At 45.6% G+C, this 17402-nt stretch carries 11 protein-coding genes; 1 reads left to right on the top strand and 10 read right to left on the bottom strand.

Annotated features, from left to right (window positions below; all coding sequences use genetic code 11):
* Window positions 1-57 precede the first annotated feature (57 nt).
* Entirely contained in the window at window positions 58-1854 is a 1797-nt protein-coding gene (locus FXY30_RS02665; protein WP_071705191.1) for a serine hydrolase domain-containing protein, read from the bottom strand.
* Between the two features lie 763 nt (window positions 1855-2617).
* On the opposite strand from FXY30_RS02665, the gene FXY30_RS02660 reads away from it, so the two are divergent.
* Complete coding sequence (locus FXY30_RS02660; protein ID WP_071705190.1) at window positions 2618-3625, top strand: potassium channel family protein; 1008 nt, start codon at window positions 2618-2620, stop codon at window positions 3623-3625.
* A gap of 217 nt (window positions 3626-3842) precedes the next feature.
* On the opposite strand, the gene FXY30_RS02655 is transcribed toward FXY30_RS02660, so the two are convergent.
* The 9 genes from FXY30_RS02655 to FXY30_RS02615 form a co-directional block, all read right to left on the bottom strand.
* Window positions 3843-6242 carry an InlB B-repeat-containing protein gene (locus tag FXY30_RS02655; protein WP_162272149.1) on the bottom strand — a complete coding sequence of 800 codons (2400 nt, stop codon included), beginning with the start codon at window positions 6240-6242 and terminating at the stop codon, window positions 3843-3845.
* Between the two features lie 359 nt (window positions 6243-6601).
* Window positions 6602-8320 (bottom strand): InlB B-repeat-containing protein, encoded by a 1719-nt coding sequence (locus FXY30_RS02650; protein ID WP_071705188.1) that lies wholly within the window; start codon window positions 8318-8320, stop codon window positions 6602-6604.
* A 165-nt stretch (window positions 8321-8485) separates the two neighbouring features.
* Window positions 8486-12043: a Cna B-type domain-containing protein gene (locus FXY30_RS02645; protein WP_071705187.1), complete on the bottom strand. Its 3558-nt coding sequence runs from the start codon at window positions 12041-12043 to the stop codon at window positions 8486-8488.
* Window positions 12044-12693: 650 nt separating this feature from the next.
* Window positions 12694-12897, bottom strand: coding sequence for a hypothetical protein (locus FXY30_RS02640; protein WP_071705185.1), 204 nt, complete (start codon window positions 12895-12897; stop codon window positions 12694-12696).
* Between the two features lie 81 nt (window positions 12898-12978).
* Window positions 12979-13590, bottom strand: a complete 612-nt coding sequence (locus tag FXY30_RS02635; protein ID WP_071705184.1) for a hypothetical protein — start codon at window positions 13588-13590, stop codon at window positions 12979-12981.
* An 8-nt stretch (window positions 13591-13598) separates the two neighbouring features.
* Entirely contained in the window at window positions 13599-14000 is a 402-nt protein-coding gene (locus FXY30_RS02630; RefSeq protein ID WP_071705183.1) for an HIRAN domain-containing protein, read from the bottom strand.
* On the bottom strand, window positions 13997-14803 hold the full coding sequence (locus FXY30_RS02625) for a hypothetical protein (protein WP_071705182.1): 807 nt from the start codon (window positions 14801-14803) through the stop codon (window positions 13997-13999). Before FXY30_RS02625 ends, FXY30_RS02630 begins: the two co-directional genes overlap by 4 nt.
* Window positions 14804-15152: 349 nt before the next feature.
* Window positions 15153-16664 carry a hypothetical protein gene (locus tag FXY30_RS02620; RefSeq protein WP_071706070.1) on the bottom strand — a complete coding sequence of 504 codons (1512 nt, stop codon included), beginning with the start codon at window positions 16662-16664 and terminating at the stop codon, window positions 15153-15155.
* A 107-nt stretch (window positions 16665-16771) separates the two neighbouring features.
* Window positions 16772-17290: a hypothetical protein gene (locus FXY30_RS02615; RefSeq protein WP_071705181.1), complete on the bottom strand. Its 519-nt coding sequence runs from the start codon at window positions 17288-17290 to the stop codon at window positions 16772-16774.
* Between the last annotated feature and the right edge of the window lie 112 nt (window positions 17291-17402).

The following is a 17402-nucleotide window of genomic DNA, read 5'->3' as shown; positions in this document are numbered from 1 at the left end:
ATACCTCAAAGGGAAACCGAGCAGAAACAAATCATGGATATGATTCCAAAACGAGAATTATAGCGTCCAAAACTGATACAGATCAAAAAACACGATCACCGCAATTTGTAGCAAGGCGAAACCGCCGGTAACGAGGAATTTACGTTTGTCCTTTTTCGTTGCCTCTTGATAGGCATTCTTCTTTGCCGTCACGATTAAGATAGCCATCGCAATCGCCAAAATCCCAAAGAGCGCGCTTTGTACCTGGTAAGAGGTCACGCTACCGATATCGCCGGTTTTATAGCCATTCAGGAGTCGAAAAAAACAAAGGATGAAATTCAATAGCACAAGCCCCATGGGAACACAAAGAGTATAACTTAACTTTCTGAGTGGATAAACGATACACTTTCCTTTTTTCTTTTTTATGGGGTCAAGGATAAGGGCTCCCAACACCAAATTTAGCAGCCCATAAAGGCCAGCCACAATAAACAGGAGCAGCAAAAGCACATTCATCAGCGCCTTTGGCGTCGAAAGAAGAAAATCAGAAAAGGGAGTCTGAACGATCCCGTTTTCTTCAAACCACCAATTGTCCAGATCTTCTTCACTATAGGTTCTGACACCCAATGCGCCGACAAACGATAAAGGTCCCTCCAGTATGCCGCGCATATTGAGTAACAATCCTTTTGGTACCTCTCTTTTTATGTGTCCAAGGGTAGAGTCGGTAAATTTGCCATAAATCAACTCATACATTTGATCCGTATAAATCGTTTCATGAGCTTGGTTGGTCATCACGACCATGCCTACTCCACTTACCGGATCAAACTGCAGCATTGTGGAGCAGCCGAATGTGTTGCCCCCGTGGCCAATCGTTTGCACGCCATATTCGTTGGCAAAAAAGCCATGATAAAATTTTTCGACTTTTGAAGAACCATAAAAACTGGTTGCGGTATACATTTCTTTTTGCGTCGCTTGGTTTTTAAACAGTGGTGACGGCTGCTTATCCTTCGGAGTAAGGGCGCGGGCAAACTTTGCCAGATCGGATATCGTTCCGGCCGCACTGCCGGCAGGATAGACATAAATGTAATATCTGCCAGCCCCGCCAATTTTCTTTCCTTCGGTGTCATAACACGTGAGTTTTTGTCGTTGTTGATCAACCCAGGAATTGTCCCGGTAAAGAGAACTGATCGAAGTGTGCGCCATATGGAGCGGTTGAAAAATATGTTTATGTACATATTCGACATAATTCATGCCGGCTATTTTCTGCACAATAAAAGCGGCAAGCGCAGCCCCCCAATTGGAATAGGCTGTGTGCTCACCGGGTGCATAGACCTGTATAGGCTGTTTGGAACGAAGCACTTCTTCCAGACTTTTCATCTCTTCCGGGTGGGGCGTTTGGATAAAATAGGTATCCTGAAATCCGGCTTGGTGATTCATCAGATCCAGCATCGTAATGGGCTTGTCAAAACGTACGTTTTGGAGGAAGCCCTCCGGCAGGTAATGTTTAATATCTTGGTGTAAATCAATTTTCCCTTCTTCATAGAGCTGCATGACACTCACCCAGATCAATAGTTTTGAAGTGGACCCCCACTCATAAACCGTTTCCAAGTCCGCTTCCTTTTTCGCTTCTTTGTCCATGTAGCCGTATGCTTTCTCATAAAGCACGCCGTCCCGGTCGTAAACGACGAGACTCATCCCGCAAGTGGTTTCGTGATGTTCGTGAACAAACTGCTCGATCGTTTTGGGCAGATCACGATAGTGAAGTCCGGATGGAAAAGCCTTTTCGGCGGCTTTCACCGAAAACAGCGAAGATCCAAGTAGCTGAACGGCCAGACACAAAAGCAAAACAGTACGCCATATTCTTTTCGCCCGATTCATTGCATCTCCTTTTACCGTCGTTCACTCATCATTTATAGAACCGCTTATCCTTTTCAAATACGTCATGAACTACATTCGAAAATTCTTCGGATTTGGATTCTAATAAACCATAACTGTTTTTTTCATAATGATCCTGTCTTTTGCCGGCACAATCACCCCATCATAATAGTTTTGAGCCAATTGGTAATTCGCTTGAAAATCCATGTCTCCATTATTGCTCTCCCTGCTTCGCTCCGCGTAAAAATTTTATATTGGCTTTTTATGGAATAAATTAAGTTGACGTAAATTCTTTTTCGCCACAATCGGAAGGATCGGCATTATCATCAAAATGAAGATTTTTGCCGTTTATGTCACATTTCTTCAATAGCATAGTCGATGAGTAAATAATTGTGCAACGAAAAACTTGCCCAACCTTCATACCGGAAGAAACTCCTTCTCATAACAACAGAGAATGTAAAGCCTTCAAAATTATAAAAAGCAACATTATAATAAGCAACGCTTTTAACGATATCGAAATCTATGGAGGAGAAAAAGACGAGAAGAAAGGATGCGTTCAAATAGGGTGTGCGAATAGACATCTTTTTGCATGAAACGATTCCAGTCGAGGATATCTTTTACGTCCGTCCCTCTTCTCCTGCGCTCTTAAAAATCAGTGAATAACTTAGCCATGTGCCTAAAATGCACACCATTGGGCCTTATTTTCCCTCCCCATATAGCTTTCTTCTGTCCTATCAATTATGATCGGAGCTACAGGGAGGACATCATGGAAATCAAACGAAAACTCAAGTTCATTTTATATGCCTTTGCTCTTCTGCTCGTGATCGGAGTGATCGGATATATGAACTTGTTAAAGATTGGCTTCGTGGATGCGCTGTATATGACCGTCATCACCATCTCTACGGTCGGATTCGGAGAAATCGGCACCACCAGCAGCCAGTCGGAGCTTTTTTCTATCTTCATGATCTTTTTGGGAGTCGGCATCGTCGGCTATGCGTTTACGACCGTCGTAGCAATGATTGTGGAAGGAAAACTTGCAGATTTGTGGAAGGGAAGTAAAATGGACAGAAAAATTTCCGCTCTCCGTGACCATTACATCCTGTGCGGATCCGGAGAGTTAGCCGAAGTCATTATAGACAGTTTTGTTGCAGAGAAATTGCCTTTTGTGGTCATCACCGATAAACGGGAAGACCTGGAAGAGTATAGTCACCATGACATTTTAGTTGTGGAAGGGCATTCCACGGAAGAACGCATATTAGAGCAGGCCGGCATTGAACAGGCCAAGGGCCTTTTTGCCGCGCAGGACAATGAAGTGGATAACATTGTCACGGTTCTGACGGCGCGAAATTTAAATAAAAGCATCTATATTATTGCCAACTCCATAACGAAATCCGGAAGAGAAAAACTGTTGAAAGTGGGCGCAAACAAAACGCTCTCCGCTGTGGAAATCAGCGGAAAAAGAATGGCCTCTCTCATGATCAAGCCCAATATCATTTCGTTTTTAGATATCGTGACTCGTATCGGTGACGTAGAATTGGACTTAGAAGAAGTCGTCGTCAAAAACAGCTCCTATCTGGAAAATAAAACCCTACGGGAGGCGGAAATACCGGACAAAACCGGCCTCACCGTCCTCGCCATTAAAAAGAAAGAGGACGGAAAAATGCTTTTTAATCCTCCCTCGGATTATGCCTTCCAACTTGGGGATGTCCTCATTGTGCTCGGAAGAGAGGAGCAGGTGGACAAGCTGCGCCATTTAGGGGATGAACAGGAATAAGGAGAATCCGGCCTTCAACCGAGCCCATCCTCGCGCGTTTCTCTTCTTTTAAAACATTTGGAAAGCATGGGATGGAACCGCATGTACCTTTAGAAAAACGAATAGTTTCATACAACAAAAAAGCTCCCGCCTCTACTAGCATGTAGAGACAGGAGCTGCAATGCTCTGCCGTTCTGTGACGAGCCATTATTTTCGACACTTACCGAAATAAGATGCCTTATTTATAATCGTTCTTTTTCTTGTTCTTGCGAAGCACGACAATGCTCACTCCCAAGATAACTGCCAATCCGGCATAAACGACTCTTCTTGCATCTTCGCCCGTCTTCGGAGCGGTCTTCTCTTTCGAAACGGTGTTCCCGCTCTGCGCCCCGGGAGTATGACCGTCCGACGGTTGTGCCGGTTGCGGCGTGGAATTTTTCTTCCATTCCGCCGTAAAGGTGTGATCCTCTTTTACGATATATTTCTCGCCCGGCTGATACTCGGAGCCTTTCCAATACAGGAAAGTATATCCTTCCTTCATCGGTGCTTCGGGAAGTGTGAACGTCGCACCTTCGTCATAGATTTCTACTTTCTTTGCCGTATCGCCCTTCCAATTTCCACCATTGGGATCCACGATAATGGTGTACCACTTTGTTGGAGTTGGAGTCGGAGTTGGCGGCTTCGGCAAGGTTTTCCACTGGGCATATAAAACGATGGGGGCATCAACCGTCGCCAATGTTGCCTCTCCCGCATAGGTCGTGCCGGTTCCGTCCGCAGCCGTATTCCAGTTGAGGAATGAATAGCCCTTAGGAGTTGCTCCCAGTTGGGTGGCATCCTTCCAAAGGGTAACGTTCGTCAGCGGTGTTTTTGACGCCTGATCTACTTTGGAAGTGGAGTTGCCCTTCATATTGAAATTATAGGCAACCGTAATCATTTGTCGCAAAAAGCGGAACGTCTCGTTGCTGTACGCGGCCACATCTTGCTTTGTATCTGTCGGATCGCTAATGAAATACATCTCTTGAGCGGTTGTGCCATCCGGGGCCGTATACGTATAGGTTGGGAAGGTAACCAATTTATCTTTGTTAAAAACTTGTTTTCCCTTCGTATGGAACCGGGCCTTTCCGATCGAATCCGTCAAGCCGGGCTCAAGCTCTAGCTTGTTGACCAGCGTGATACAGGGGAGTGTACTTTTGGTAATGAACACGCCATTTTGGATGCGATTCAAGTTGCCCTGGTCGGCAGGATTATCGCAGCGTAGCGCACTCTTTCTTGCGCCCTCGAACGTTCCGTTCGAGATGGAATCAACGAGCCCGGAATTATACATTCCCGACTTATCACCAATAAAGGATCCCCCGCAGATCGTCTGAATATGCCCTTTGAACGTGCTGTTTCCAAGCTCCGCATAATTCGTTATGCCGTTTTCATCCGTTCCGGAATATTTGCCTCCCTCAATCTTGTCGATTGTCCCGGCATTCCATATTCCGCTCCGTTCTCCTTTCGATATCACCTTGCCGGAAAGCGTTCCGACTTGGGTGTTCTGGCTAAAATACAGTCCTGCGTATCCTTTCCCGATAAAATCGCCGCCGCTGATCTCCCCTATTTTTGCCATTAATTCCGGTTTATCGCCAACCGCAAGAAGGCCGTTTTCCCCTGAAAAAGTACCTCCGGTAATTTTGTGTACCGTAACCGAACCCGAACCGTTCCGGCCGTAAAGAACCAAGCCGGAGAAGTACGGAAGAGCGCCTGAGCTCTGTGCGAAGGGAGTATCGACGGGATTGGTAAAAGTTCCTCCTGCAATCACATCCACCTGGGCGTCGCTTTCCAGTTGCAATGCCCCGAAGCGATGAGCCGTAAAGGTCCCGCCCGTTATTGCGCCGATCTTCGCTTTTTTAAAGAGCTTAAAACACGGCTCAGACTGTCTGGATGCTTTCGAATTGGAAAATGCACCACCGCTAATGGTTGTAATCTCGGTGCCCTCCCCTTTGACATTAAACGCAATATAGGCGCCGGAATAAGTTCCGCCGGAAATGTTATCTACCTTCGCCCCATCGGAAACGGTCACAATGTAATGGTTGTTGAATCCATTCTCATCTGTTTGGTACGGGTTCTCCACCGTTCCACCTTCAAAAGTGGCGCTGCTTTGCGATCCCGCGATGACAACGATACTTAAATCCTCCATTGCATTGGAAAGGGCACTAGAGCTTCGATTTGAAGTAATGTATACGCCATCCTGCATCTGAAGATGTCCCTTGGCGATCTTCAGATGAACGTCTTCCAACGTAAGCACAGGTGAAGAGGATCCATTCCCTAGTGTCAGCGTTTTATCCGCCTCGTCCAGAATAAGAGCGGCGGCAATATCCATCGTGCCATCGTTCAGGCCTGAAGTGAAGAGCTTTCCTCCCCCTTGTCCGGCAACGAGCGTAATCGATTTGTTCAAGATCAAATTTTTCGTAACGGCTACGTCCCCTGTCACGGTAAGCGTGTCATCATCCGCTGCATTGCTCAGCGCCTCCTCCAGCGTGGGATAATACGCACCACTTTTAAGAGTTACCTTTCCGTCACCTGCATAGGACCTTGTAGACATCAGGGCAAGGCAAAAGGCCATTGCACAGATAAAACGGAATATTTTTTTTGTCATTCCTTCTTCACCTCCTAAGGTTCCTCGTTTGATTGGCATCACCAGTTTATTGTTCTTAAAGTCTAATTTTTATTATTTTACCTATTTCTATAATTATATACAACTATGAAAATTGAGATGTTGTTCTTCCGAGGGGATGGGACCGTTTTGAGAGTCTTCGTTGCCCATAGGAGAGAACGGAGAGTGTAATATGATTTTCGTCTCGTCATTCGAGGGCATCGATTCGTATACAAATGGTTTTACTATCCAGGAACGAACAAAAAAGCTCCCGCCTCTACCAGCATGTAGAGGCGGGAGCTGCCGTGCTCTGCCGCTCTGTAACGAGCCATTATTTTCGGCACTTACCGAAATAAGATGCCTTATTTATAATCGTTCTTTTTCTTGTTCTTGCGAAGCACGACAATGCTCACTCCCAAGACAACTGCCAATCCGGCATAAACGACTCTTTTTGCATCTTCGCCTGTTTTTGGAGCGGTCTTCCCTTTTGAAACGGTGTTACCACTCTGTGCCCCGGGAGTATGGCCGTCCGACGGTTGTGCCGGTTGCGGCGTGGAATTCTTCTTCCATTCCGCCGTAAAGGTGTGATCCTCTTTTACAATATATTTCTCGCCCGGCTGATACACGGAACCTTTCCAATACAGGAAGGTGTATCCTTCTCGGACAGGCGCTTCTGGCAGTGTGAACGTCGCACCTTCGGTAAAGGTTTCTACTTTCTTTGCCGTATCTCCCTTCCAATTCCCACCATTGGGATCCACGGTAATGGTGTATTTACTAATTGGATAGTAAGGCTTCGAAGGAGTTTTCTTTTCCCATTTTGCATAGAGCGTGATGTCCTTCTCTACTGGCGTATCCGCATTAAAAGGCGTTGTTAAAGCTTCATCGATAAACCATCCTGCAAACTTGTATGCTGTTTTATCCTTCGCCGTGGGATCCGCAATCGGCGTCTTTAACGTATCTCCCTGAACCAGTTTGACAGTGGTTTCTTGTTCCTCGGCCTTATCGGAAGGTTTTATTGTGACGGTTTTAATGTACTGATCTGCGATCTTCAGCTTCATCAGCCATCCGTTCAAATCATCGCCCGTAATATCGCCATCTAACGTGAAGATCGAATCGGCGGCTGTGATCGAATCCTCATCCTGCATCTCACCTTTGAGCGTATACGTGGACTTATTATCATTGTACGGATTGAAAAGCCCATATTTCCCCGTATCCTTTAATTTATCCGGTAAAAAAGGATTATTGTCATACCCGAGGCCTAAACTCCAATCCAAAATGTGGAAATATCCCGTTTCTATATTTTTTGCATTCGCTACTGTTTTTGTTTCTACGTTGCTAAGAACGGACGGAATGTTTTTTAAAGAAAGATAGCACGCATACTCCTTTTTCCAGAGATCTGCTGCAAACAATTTTATTTTTGACGACGCATTCAATAAATCCTCCAGCGTGCGCGTGTTAAGATCTTGCACATCTTGCGGCATATTTAACTGCACTTCCACATTGTTTGCCATAATCTGATAAAATTGGACAATTCTGCTATTGTCAATCGTGCCATCTCCACTAACACCGAAGCCAAAAAGGAAGGGATTCGGTGTATCGGACGGATACCTTTTATCAAAAATTAAGTTGCACTCAAAATACGTGATCGGCTCACCGTTGAGAGTTTCCGGGCCCTCAAATGTCTGGGTTTTATTCTCACCGACTTTAACATCCAAATACACAAATTGATGGTCTATTGTTCCATTCGCGGTTTTAAAGAGTAAATAAGCAAATTGCTTATATTGAAGGTCCTTGTATTTTGATTCAAATACATCGTGCTTACGATGAGGCCAGTCCAATTCCACTGTGTACGTATGGGTGCCTCCCCTTACAGGAGCCTTTGGAGGCGCACCTCTTCTTGCGCTGACAGCATTTTGCGAAGGCTGCTCTTTTTCTTCTGATGTTTCCGAGGCAACGGCGGAAGATGGTTCCTCCGTTGTATCGCCCACAGCATAGACGTTGGTTCCCATCACCAAAATCAGTATTGCCATAAATACACTGGCGATCCATCCTGTTAATCTCTTATTTTTTATTGTTCCCATAAAAACCTCCTCGGATATGCAAATAAGACAACTTTAACGGTGACCCTATTTTATCGGAATCATTGCTAGAAGTAAAGTTCGTCCTTTCCCGCCATTCTACATGACTTCGGCATCCTCTTTACGATCCATTTTTACCCATTATGGATAGGATTCGATATGGTGTGTTTAATTGTCCTCCGCTTTCTTTCGGCGTTCGGTTAACCAAAGTCCTCCCAAGCCGAGGCCCAGAAGCAGGAGAGGAGCACCGAGTGTGGCTACGCCCGTCCGGGGAGCTTTAGGCGGCTTCGGTGGTTCTTGCGGTTTCGGCGGCTCTTGCGGCTTCGGCGGTTCCGGTGGTTTCGGCGGTTCTGGTGGCTTTGGTGGTTTCGGCGGTTCCGGCGGTTGCGACCTATTTTCCAAAAGCACCGTGAACACTTCGGTGACTTGAATATCCTTCGCATAGCGAAGGATGTAGCGACCGTCACCCTGCTTTTGCAGCTGAATAAACGAACCCAAATTCTGTTCCGTTAAGGCTACATTCGTATCCTGACGTTCAAAAACCTCGTAACGGTAGTTGCCCTCTTTCAGCACCTTTTTCAATTCTTCGGGCGCATAGAAAAATGAGGTTTCTTTGCCGTTTTTATCTTTTTGTGTCAGTTTTAAGCCGGATTTTTCGGCCCTCATAGTGCCGGTGAAGCCGGGCACCTTGACTTCAGCAATCGTATAGCTTTTTTCTCGCAAGGTTCCCTTTAGGTTGGACAACACCGTCTTCCAGCCTTCGTCTTTTTTGAGCTTCACTTCTTGTGTGTCACCGGTTCCATCTGTTATCTGCACGGTAATTTCTTCGGGAATTTGTGCGCTACCCGCCACCCACTTTTTCAAAATTTCGATTTCATGTGTGGGGCCGTAGTGGTTTTCTAGGACGATGGAAACAACTTCCGGATGCTCGCTTGAAGGATTCACATTGGTGATGGCAGGGATTATCTCCGGTGCAAATCGATCCGAATCCTCTTCAATCGTATAACGTTTCTCGGCGAGGGCCCTGGGATCCAGCTTTTCAAAGCTGTCTTTCCAATGCTTTTCTGCCGTAAGCGTACATTTTTTGTATACCGGTTTTCCCTGTTCATCATACTTTTCGACGATGCGCTTGCCATCAAGAAGCAGATAGATCTCTATTTCCGTAGGCACATCATTCTCTTCGATATTTTTCCAGCGCTTTTCGACCTCGATGCGCCCGAAAGGATAGTTCGTCAGGGTAAAGTGATTGGACTTTTGTGTCGACGTTTCGTTTGCGGCCGGTTTGTCCTCTCTAACCTCGACAAAGTAGTCATCCCCCTGTTCCACGACGAGATACTTATAGCCTTTTGCTGCTAATTCCTCGGCTGTAAAAGGAAGGCCGTTGTCCATCTGGTACGCATCGTCCGGTAAGCCGATATCCGAAAAATTCTTAATTTTGAGCGCATCCAGCATCTTCTGCTTATTCGCACCGCTGAAATAATTCGTATCGAGGCGACTGTGCCAACCATTTTCTTTGGAAAGGGTGATTTCTCCATATTTGAAGAGGGTATTATCCTTGCCATAATTGGCTTTGACATATGCAGCGTCTTTCTCCTTGGGAACAAGGAAGACATCGGCCTTTATGCTCTGCGGAATAGTATCCTTCTTAATTGTTTTATCCCATTTCTTATCCACTTCCAGCGCATAGTCGCCGTCGTCTTTCGGCGTCGTCACATTGGCATCCGATCCAAACCCTCCGCCATTACGCGCTGTGTTGCCCAAAAGAAAAGTCTGCGCATTTTTCCACGCCTCTGCAATGAGCTTCTCGCTGTATATCGCTTTTAAATGCGTATACATGGTGTGATAGGAAAGGTGTTCCGGAATCTCGACACCCTTTTCTTTGTTCGGCCCATCTTCCAAAAATTTGATAATATTTTTTTCTTTCGTTACCGGCGAAATATGGGAGTAAAACTCGCCCTCGAGATTCACTCCGTTTAATTGGAAAAACCAGGTTCTTTTCGTAAACGTAATATCTTTTCCGTAACTCTTCGCGTCGTTATTGTACACATAGACGCTGTGACCGTCTCCAATATGCACAAAGCCGGTTGGGCAATTCCAGAGTCCTCCCCCATTGCTACCCCCCAGGATGCTTGAACTGAAGCCGCCTTGCGCAACGTTTTCGGTAATCAGCATATTCTCTATTTTTTGTGTAAGGGGTGGGAAGGAAATATAAATGCCGCCACCGAAGGAGGTGGAAGTATTATCCAGAATCATCGTTTTTCCAAATTGCACATCATTGCTGTCGACATAGATTCCGCCACCGGAAGCAAGGGCAACATTTTTGTACAGAAGGCCGCCATCAATGTGCGCCTCTGCCTTGTTTGTTTTGAGAAACTTCTGGTAATCGGTGTTTACAGAAGCCTTTTCTTTCCCCAAAATATTTACCGGGCTACCGATGTACTGGGAGGAAATTCCGATGCCGCCGCCTACGCCAAAAGACTTGTTTCCGGCGATAATGCCATCCGTAATCGTCACCTTGGACTTTGGAAAGCCGTTGATTCCGGCACCCATTTGAAATCGGGTAGCGGAAAGGTTGCCGGCAATTATCCCGCCCGTCATAGTAACGACCGCCGGATCTCCAGACGCCCCCCAAAGATCCCCGGCAAAAACACCACCGGTCAAGCCGCCTTCATTGTTGTCGATAAGGCCGTTTTTCATCTCAAAGGTTGCGCCGGGTTTGACATAGACGGCACCGGCTGCATAAGGGCGCGTATAGTCCTGCTCTACTTGCTCATAGGAAGTATTCCCGGAAATTCTTCCGCCTTCCATTGTAAATTTGGCTCCACTGTTAAGACGAACGGGACCGGTGTAGCCATGCCGATTATACGAATTCATGATGACCGCATTTTTCATGAGAAGCGTGCCGTCCACATCGATGACCGAACCGCGATTAGCGAATTGCGTCCTGACAGAATTGCCATTTCCATCAATATAGAGGGCGGAATCTCCTGTTCCCAGCGTCAGCTTGCCCCGGACATAAAACAAGGTGTCCTCCGCAAACCCCGCATCGCGCGTAAGAAGAATATCTCCCTTTTGTGCGGAGGGAAGGGGGTTTTTCTCTTTATCCGCCATGGCCAACGCCTCTTCTCCGCGTCGTCTGCCTTCTTTAATAATAGCGCGTTGCGCACTTTCTCCTTGGCCGGCAAAATCCGCCGGTTTTTGAATGGGTTTCCAAGCCGCTTGCACTCTTTCATTGGCTGCCGTAAGAATAATATCCTGCTTTTCGCCAATCGTGAGTGCTTCCGTTATCGCAATGCTTTTCACAATTTTAATCGTCGTTTGCTTCTCTCCGGCCATAGCAATAGCCTGCTGCAAAGCCGCAAACGTATCGACTTCTATCGTTCCATCCCCACCAATCCTGGGGCTGCCGACAGCCAATGGCGCTTTGGCGAGGGGGTCCACTTCTAAGCTCTCCCCTTCCTCTACGTTGCCGTCTTCTTTTGCAGAAGCTTTCTCTTCTCTGGCTGCGTCCGTTGCAGAAGAAGAGGGATCCGTCCCGATCCTCTCGTTCTCTTCCGAGGAGACCGAGCGACTTGGCGTCTCTTTCTCTACCGCCGACAGAGCGGAAGAGGCTTCCCCGGAATTGGTTTCTGCACGTACCGCACTCGGAAGATAGAGCGCAAGAAGAAAACTCATGAGTAAGATAAAAAGCCAGTGATGCTTTCTTTGATTTCGCAGCGTATTCATTCCTATCACCCCTTATGGAATCTCTTTCCTAAAAAACACGAATAGAATATACAATAGGACCATAATACTACTAAAATCGTCGGGCTTCAAGGAAACGCAGAGCTATGCTGTTTTCCACTTTAAAGAGACCTGATTGTAGCGATGGTGGCAGTAAGGCGTTTTTGTCAAATAGCCACCATCGCCGAGGACGCTAACGATGGTGGCAGTATGGCATTTTCGTTAAATAGCCACCATCGCTGAGGGTGCTGACGATGGTGGCAGTAAGGCGTTTTCGTTAAATAGCCACCATCGACGAGGGCGCTGACGATGGTGGCAGTAAGGCGTTTTCGTTAAATAGCCACCATCGCCGAGGGTGCTGACGATGGTGGCAGTAAGGCATTTTCGTTAAATAGCCACCATTTTCCGCGCTATAAATGTTTATTAGGCTAAATCTAAGTCCCCAGAAAAGGCCTGTCGCAAAGAGATTTCCAAAATGAAGATTTTTGCCGTTTATGTCACATTTCTTCAACAGCTTGGTCAATGCGAAAATACATTGCGGAGGCAAAAAATTTGCCCACTCCTTATTCCGTAAGAAACGCCTTCTCTTAAAGACAGCAGATGTCAAGCCTTCAGCCATCATGTTCTTTGTAGAATAAAGCCGATCAGGGGGCCTAAAATATTGCGAGATAAATGAGGGAAATCCAAGGTTGATAATCGATATAGAACTCCTTAAAGGATAAACTCCAAGGATGCTTAATCAGCACCCATCCAATCGCATCAAACACAAGGCAGATGGCTGCCCAGAGCAAGCCGGTCACGAGGGCTTCCTGTAACGACGGATTGTCTAAACCGTTGCTATACAAGTAGCCGAACAACGAAAACGGCTCCTACATTCTGATAAAACGGAGCCTCATGCGAAGAGCTTTCACAACATAAAGCCATCCACTCTATTCTGCTTATCTTGAAATCTCTTCCCAAAGTTCTATAAAACTTTTTCCATCGAAAAGCGGATGGCGAAAGGCTTTGTCAATGGAATCAAAGGCTTTTTCTTCTCCCAGAAATCCGGCTACCACTCCATCACAAACGCTCACGATCGCATCTTTGCCATGAACTTTGAATTCGAATCCGGATCGAAATTTTTGCCAATCATAAGGCGTAAATAGGGACTTACCGGAAAATATAGTGTGCAAATCTTCGACGAGATACTCGGTAAACCATTCATCATCGGAGAGAACAAAATTGATGTTTTGGGGCTTCAAGGTTGCCAACATGGCAAGGGTATAGGACATCTCTTGTCTCGCAATCGTGCTGGCTTCTATTTGAATGGGTATCTCCGATCCTGCCTTCTGAAACAAGGCCTCTTCCCACAAATGGGCACGTTTAACGAAAATATTGAAATACCGAAAGCCACCCTCGATCAGCTTGGCGGACGTTTGGTTCACTGTGGAGGGAAGTTTTACATGATAACCGATGAGAAAACAATGATCCCCTTGAACCAAATCCACTTGCATATCATGACTGTCCAATAGATAAATATTTTTTTCAATCCATTTGCCTGTGTAATACATTTTTTGCCCTAGCTTTCATGAAGATAAATTTTTATTTTTATTCTAAGCCAGTTTCCTCGCATTTCTTTTTCCAAAACTTTTCCAAAGAGTGCTTTTCCGGCATCCATCAGCCTTGAAAAAATCACGTTATCCTGTTGGGGAACGTAGCCGATTTTTACCTCTTGGATCGTTTCTATGCGGATCGCTTGCGGGTCATGCGGATTGTTCGGCTCACGGTAAAAAACCAACTTATCGCCCTCCTGTAGGGAATTTCCAATCGCCTCTATATTTTCAACATGGGTAGTCCCTGCCACATACGTATCAAAAAGAAAAATATCCCGTTCATACGGTTTGGGCAAGGCGAGTCCGGATTCTTTGTTGAAAAGATATTGGATGAGCTCGTTATGATCTTTGTTCGCCAAATTTGTCATTTCTCATTCCCCATCAATTCATTAATTCGTTCTTGTTGTGTGCGGATCGCTTCCTGAAAACTTTTTTGTTGTTTTTCTAATTCCGCGATTCTTTCCGCTTTTTTTCTCTCATCCTCAAAATAGATTTTCCAGATATAGGGCGGTTTTGTTTTTATTTCTTCGATCTGTGCTTCCACCATGGAAACCAGGCGTTGAAATCTTTGTTTTTCTTTCTGAAGCTTGATGAGAGAAGAGGACGCCTCTTCTTTATTTTCCTCCGTCTCACTCATTTGAAAGATAATCTGCAAAGTACTCAGATCGCCCTGCTTGTACGCGTCGGTTGCGTTATAAAAAAGAGCCTTTTCTGCGTCGGAGCAATTCGGATTCAGATCCGGATGTAAACTCTTCACAATGCTTCTATACAATTTCTTTAATTCCGCCGTTTCCTCTTTCGATAGCAGCTTCATTTTAGAACGCTCTAGGGCCTGATTCATTTCATGAATCTTCTCATCTAGTTTTTTCTTGTAGTTTAGAAATTCTTCATCCAGAATGTGATCCACTTCGGCCATATTGAACGTTTCTTGACGATTCTTTTTTGCCTGAAGAATCTCTTTTTTTCGACGTAAGCGAAGAAACTCACAGTATGTTTTATAAACTTTATACTCCAGGCTTCCGATCTCCAGCATATATTTCATTTTTACATTCTCGCACACAACGAATTGCAGTTCATCACGTTCGAGAACCAGATTTTCCAGACGGTTTTTAATCTCTCCGATTTCTTGCTTTAATTTTAAAGAATCCGGCAGTTCAATGATTTGTCCCATAATTCACCTATTTCCTTCATCTGAAAAAATACGACGCTTGATCTGCGTTTCTCTGAAAAAATTCATACCGATTGTCCTCCATCTGTAAATTTTACTTGATGGATAATCGTATCGGAGAAAATGATCTCACTCTATTTTCACTCGGTTCGCACAGTGGGTCTGATTCAGGATTATCCTTGCATTCAGTATATACGGTTTCCCACGTCCTGCAAAAGTAGAACGGCTCCATTTCTCACAATCTTCCATCGCAAAAAAATTGCGCCAGCTTCGTGAACACTGCGAAGCTGGCGACATTTCCTCCCTTATTATAGGCAACCGACATTAAGACATCCGGCATCATCCGATACGATTATCCCTCTCCCATTATGGAGAAGATTCGTTCAAATAGGCTTTGCGAATAGCTGTCTTTTATCACGAACCGATTCCAATCGAGGACATCTTCTGCATCCGTCACTACGTCCGTTACTTCTTGCGGCAACTGCAAGCTGCCGTCTTTTAAACTGAGGGAAGGGGAAAATTCTAATACATCGTCTCTGTAGCGGATGGTGATTTTCGCATTGGGAGCGATGTCGCTTTGATTCTGACAAATAAAGGTGGTTCCCGTAGCGGATAGGTTGTCCAATTGCGCATTCTCCACTTCTTTTAATTTGCCCTCTTCCGTAGGCTCCAGTTCTTTTAGAGAAACCGAAGCGTTCTCGTACTTCGGAATAATCAGGTAACACTCCTCTCCGATGAGGTACGGCTTATCGCTTCCTTCACTCTCTTTTACTGCAAGGAGCATCCGCGGATCTTCATAGTGGGTAAACATGCCCTCCCAGGCGTCCAGCTTGGCCAGGGGTTCTTTCAAACTGTCCTTGTTGGAGGCAGAGCCGAGATAAAGGACAAAGGCTTTGTGTTTTTCATCCTTGGGATCGAGGCCCAGACGTCTCGCCATTCGCAGATACGTCGGAGAAATCGGATCCGAATCAAATCGGTCTGCTCGTAGTTTCAGCGTCGCCGGACTCGTTCCTATCATGGTGCTGGTATAGGGAGCAAAGATAAATGTAGGCGTTCCCACTTCGTCGATATAGATTTGCCGACTCTTCGATTGGAAATTGTCCCATAGATCATTCAGAATCAATCCGGTGCAGTTGTTTTGATTGTAGAGATACGAAGAATCGGTGACCATTCCATAATAGAGCTTCGCATCGGCCTCTTGAAACTCCTGCAAACTATCTTCAATCACGCCCAAAATCTCGTCCTTCTCGACGCCAAACTGTTTCATGAGCGCTTCGTCATCGATCAACTTGCCATCGGCAAGAGAAAAGTTAAAAACGGTATATTGTGGAGGCTTGCCCTCCCAGATATTGGAGTCGGCCACCATGACACTTAACACATTTTCATCTTGATAGACGGAAAAAGAAGCGTAAATTCCGGTATCAGAGCCTTCCATATACTCCTTGTTCGCATCGTATTGATCCCATATCCCTTTGACCAAGCCATCAATTTCCTTGTTTGCCGCCTTTGCATCCGCAGAATCCAAAAGAATTCTCGGCACGTGAATGCCGCTCTGCTCGTCCTTTGCAGATTCGAGATGTTTTTGACCGACGAAGTCCTTCCAAATCTCCCGATCCTCAACATACGACGACAGGGAACCAATCGTTGCCCCGGCAACCGGCTTAACATTATCGGTTGTTTTCGAAGTCGTCTTGTTGGAATCTTTCTCTCCGTTCGGTGCGGTTTTATTGGATTCTTCCACGACGGAATTGGCAGTGTTCGCATTGTCCGTTCCGGCGTTTCCCGAATTTTTTTCTTTTTTACACCCGGAAAGAAGCACCGCCACCACCATAAAGATAAATAAGATTTTCGTATTTGTTTTCATGATATCCTCCACAATACGCATCCGCATGCCCGTTCCTTCTCGATGAGAAAGAGATCGGTTTGATGCGCATCAAGCCGACCTCTTTTTACCAGGCCATAAAAGTTATCTTATTTTATGGTTATGCTGCGGATGATGGTCTGCACGTCGTCATCTTCCAGATTAATTTTCTGGCCCTCCACTTCCTTAAAGAGTACCACCTGCAACTGGTGTGGTTCCTTCAACAATAAAACCGTTATGGGATAGTCGAGGCTTTTCGCTGTAAAACCTTCCCATGTGTAGTCTCCAATCGTAACCGGGTCAATATCCTTCGTATTTTGATACGCTGCCCTAGGTGAAAGCATCTGCGTATCCGGATCACAATACGTGATAACCACCGCCGGGCTCTCCATTGCTCCTTTCTCGCCTTTATAAATATATGCCGAATCTGCTTTTTCCTGATTGTCTACAAATTTCCATCCTTTTGGAACCTCTACGGAAAGCAGCTTCGTTTGATAGACCTCATTCTGACTTTTCTCCGACGTCTCCACTGCTTTTTTCCCCTCTTCGCTATCTTTGTTGCAGGAGGACAAAAAGGGAAGCAAGGCGAGTACAAAAAGCAAGGCTACGATGCGATATGTTTTTTTCATGGTTTTTGAACCTCCTTATACGCTATTCTCAATTTTCCTTGACAGAAAGAACATCACAATGCCCTTCTATATTGTGATGGTAACAAATTAAAACAGGCCTGTAATCATCCAA

The sequence above is a fragment of the Murdochiella vaginalis genome, from assembly GCF_902381775.1.
Taxonomy (GTDB): Bacteria; Bacillota; Clostridia; order Tissierellales; family Peptoniphilaceae; genus Murdochiella; species Murdochiella vaginalis.
Note: the sequence above shows the minus strand (reverse complement) of the source record. Positions and strands in the feature narration are given on the sequence as shown.